Raw genomic sequence first — 3,458 nt, 5'->3', positions numbered from 1 at the left:
GGGCAGGGGTGCGCACGCCGCGGGTGGGTGGTCGGCGGTGTGCGGGCCTGGAGACTTCGGCCGCGGCCGTCTATCTTGCGGTCGGCCCCGGCGGGCGGAGGTGACGGCGTGCGGATGCGTACGGGTTTCCGCGTGCGTACGAGTCCAGGTGTGCGTGCGCGTACGGGTCCACGGGTGCGTACGAGTCCAATTGCGCGTACGAGTTCACGTATACGTGCGTGTGCGCGTCCACGCTTACCGGCCTGGGCGTGGCCCTGGCCCCAGGTACGGCTGCGTTCCCGGGTCGTCGGGCACCGCACCCGGCGTCGCAGTGCCCGGCTGCGGCGCGCGCTGTGGGGGACGGGCGAACTCCTCGTCACCGCCGGGCTCGTGCTGCTGCTTCTCGTCGTCCACCAGCTGTGGTGGACCAACCGCGAGGCCCGGCAGGGCGCCGACCGGAAGGTGGAGGCGCTGGAGCGGCAGTGGGGCGCGGAGACGGATCCGTCCGACGGCTCCGGTGCCGCCGGTTCCGCGACGGCCCCCGCGATCACGGACCCCGGGGCGGCCCCGTCCGGCGGCACCGGCGCCACCGCGGGGCGGCGGGCCGCGGCGCCCCGGTGGTCCCAGGCCTACGCCGTCCTCGACATCCCCCGTCTGCACCTGCGCGTCCCCGTCGCCGAGGGCACCGGCAAGCGCGAGGTGCTCGACAAGGGCTATGTCGGTCACTATCCCGGTACCCAACAGCCGGGCCGGGCGGGCAACTTCGCCGTCGCCGGGCATCGCAACACCCACGGCGAGCCGTTCCGGCACCTGGACCGGCTGCGGAAGGGCGACGAGGTCCGGGTGGAGACCGCCGACGCCGTGTACACGTACACCGTCGACCGGACGCTCCCGCAGACCTCGGCGCGCGACTCCGGTGTCATCGCCCCCGTACCCCGCAGCCTGGTGCGGCCCGGCTACGGCTACCGCGGTCCCGGCTACTACCTCACTCTCACGACGTGCACCCCGGAGTACACCTCGCGCTACCGCCTGGTGGTGTGGGGCACGCTCACTTCCATGCGGCCACGCTGACCGCGCCGACCGCGGCGAGGACGGCCGAGACCACCATCGCGACGTCCGCGCCGTGCGCCAGGCTGCCGGCTGAGGTGGCGATCGCGATCGTCAGGGCCACGCCCGCGCAGGAGCCGATGTAGCGGAAGGTCTGTTGCGCCCCCGAGCCCATCGCGGCCCGCTGGGCCGGTACGGACTCGACCGAGAGCAGCGGCAGGGCGGCGTTGAGCAGGCCGCTGCCCACCCCGGCGATCAGCAGGCCGGGCAGCAGGCGCGGCCAGGAGCCCGCGTCGAGCGCGCCGAGCATGGCCAGCACGCCGACCGCGTGCAGCGCGAAACCGAGGGCCAGCTGGTGGCGCGATGCCATCCGGCCCGCGAGCCGCCGGGCCTGCAACGCGACCGTGAAGGACAGCCCGGACCAGAGCAGGAACAGCCACGCCGTCTCCAGCGCGGAGAGCCCCAGGGAGCGTTGCAGCAGCGTCGGCAGGAAGCTGAACAGGCCGATGACGGCGAGGCCGGTGAACAGGCCGCCGGCCGACGAGGCGAGGAAGCGGGGCCTGCGCAGCAGCGCGAGGTCGATCATCGGGGTGGCGGAGCGGCGCTCGACCAGGGCGAAGGCGCCGGTCAGCAGTACGAACGCGGCCAGCAGCAGGCCGACCGGGTCGCGCAGCCAGCCGTCCCGGCCCAGGGTGAGCGCCGCGACGAGGGCGACCAGCGCCAGCCCGAAGGTCACCGCGCCGAGCAGGTCGGGGCGGCCGCCGCGCGGGGCGCGCGACTCGGACAGGGCGCGCGCCGAGAGGCCGGCCACGACCAGGGCGGCGGCGCCGAGGACGGCGTATCCCAGCCGCCAGTCGGGCAGCGACCCGGTGAGCAGCGGGCCGACGGCGATGCCGCCGCTGACGAACGCGCCCCACACACCGGTCGCGTGCAGTCGGCCGCGCGGGGTGGGGAAGGCGTGCACGAGTAGTCCCAGGCTGCTGGCGAGCAGGGCCGCGCTCGCCGCGCCCTGGGCGACCCGGGTCAGGGTGAACAGCCAGGTCGAGCCGGCGAGCGCGCCGAGCGCGGTGGTGAGACCGAGCGCGAGCGTGCCGGCCACGAAGATCCGGCGGCGGCCGTAGTCGTCGGCGAGGCTGCCCGCGACCAGGAGCAGGGCGGCCAGACCCAGCGGGGTGCCGTTGAGCAGCCAGGCCTGGGCGGAGACCGGGGTGTGCAGGTCGGCGGCCATGTCGGGGAGCGTGACCATCGGCGCGGTGTACGTCATCAGCGCCACGGCGGTCGCCGCGCTGGTCAGGGCCAGGGTCGCCCGGGGGCGCGCGGGCGGGTCCGGGTGCTGCCCGCGCACCGCGCCGGTGGTCGCGCCGGTGGTCGTGGCGGTGGAGCCGAGCCGGGTCATGGCTGTCCTTCCGTGGACGACGACCTTGCGAGTTCGGTCATTGAACTTACTGACGCCTACGACCGTAGCATCCATGGTTCGGTCATTGAACCAACAAGGGGAAAAGTGGCTACAGTGGACGTCATGGCACTGGGCAAGGACTACGCATCGCAGGAGTGCTCGATCGCCCGAGCACTGGAGATCGTCGGCGAACGCTGGACACTGCTGGTCGTCCGCGACGCCCTCTACGGGGTACGGCGCTACAACGACTTCCTCGTCCACCTCGGCATCCCGCGCGCGGTCCTCGCCTCCCGCCTCCAGTCGCTGCTGGCCGAGGGGATCCTGGAGAAGCGCCGCTACCAGGAGTCGCCGCCGCGCGACGAGTACGTCCTCACCGAGCGCGGCACGGCCCTGTGGCCGGTGCTGCGCTCGCTCGGCCGGTGGGGGCGCGAGAATATCGACGGGACCCTGCTGCGCGAGTTCCGGCACGCCGACTGCGGCACGGAACTCGGCTCGTACGGTGAATGCCCCGCCTGCGCAACCGTCGTACCGGTTCCCGACGTCCTCATGGTGCCGGGACCGGATCTCGACCCTGCCCCGGCGGACCCGGTCAGCCGGGCCCTGCTGAAGCCCAGGCGGCTGCTGGAGCCCGTCGTACTGGGACCGGCCGGCGCGGAGCCTGTCGGCGTGGATCCCGCCTGACGGATCCCCTCCGGCGCGGATCGCGTACGGTCGGCAGGGCACACATGGGTACGAGAGGGCGAGAGGAGAAGGGGCGATGATCCGCAGCCGGGCCGCCGTGCGCCCGCTCGCCGTGCTGCTGGTCCTGCTGCTCCAGATCGCGCTGCTGGACACCGGCAGCCTCCCGGCCGCCGTCGCGCTCGCCGCGACCGCCGCGGCCGCTTCCGCCCTCTGCCTCTGCGCCCGTCTCGCCGCGCGCTGCGCACCCGCCGTGCCGCCCACCCGGGTGCGTACGGCCATCCGCGACCGGGCCCGCCGTACGGCGTTCCTGCCCCAGCGCGACCCCGACGCCCCCGGCCGGCGCAGGCCCAGGGCC

The 3,458-nt window shown here is 74.5% G+C and carries 4 protein-coding genes; 3 read left to right on the top strand and 1 reads right to left on the bottom strand.

The features are described 5' to 3' along the window. Positions 1–270 precede the first annotated feature (270 nt). Positions 271–1,050, top strand: a complete 780-nt coding sequence (locus FNH09_RS45500) for a class E sortase (RefSeq protein WP_238427484.1) — start codon at positions 271–273, stop codon at positions 1,048–1,050. Here the strand turns inward: FNH09_RS45500 and FNH09_RS45495 are convergent. Further along, on the bottom strand, positions 1,028–2,422 hold the full coding sequence (locus tag FNH09_RS45495) for an MFS transporter (RefSeq protein WP_152895732.1): 1,395 nt from the start codon (positions 2,420–2,422) through the stop codon (positions 1,028–1,030). The two genes, FNH09_RS45500 and FNH09_RS45495, sit on opposite strands and share 23 nt — an antisense overlap. A 123-nt stretch (positions 2,423–2,545) precedes the next feature. Here FNH09_RS45495 and FNH09_RS45490 point away from each other — a divergent pair, with 123 nt between their 5' ends. Next, positions 2,546–3,103, top strand: coding sequence for a winged helix-turn-helix transcriptional regulator (locus tag FNH09_RS45490; protein ID WP_152895731.1), 558 nt, complete (start codon positions 2,546–2,548; stop codon positions 3,101–3,103). A gap of 76 nt (positions 3,104–3,179) precedes the next feature. After that, on the top strand, positions 3,180–3,458 hold a 279-nt coding region (locus tag FNH09_RS49985), incomplete at its 3' end, for a DUF6412 domain-containing protein (protein ID WP_152895730.1).

The sequence above is a fragment of the Streptomyces adustus genome (genome assembly GCF_009377175.1).
GTDB classification, from domain to species: Bacteria; Actinomycetota; Actinomycetes; order Streptomycetales; family Streptomycetaceae; genus Streptomyces; species Streptomyces adustus.
Note: the sequence above shows the minus strand (reverse complement) of the source record. Positions and strands in the feature narration are given on the sequence as shown.

Coding starts and splice junctions, on each gene's coding strand:
- FNH09_RS45495 (WP_152895732.1), bottom strand. CDS start 2,422: ATGACCCGGCTCGGCTCCACCGCCACGACCACCGGCGCGACCACCGGC.
- FNH09_RS45490 (WP_152895731.1), top strand. CDS start 2,546: ATGGCACTGGGCAAGGACTACGCATCGCAGGAGTGCTCGATCGCCCGA.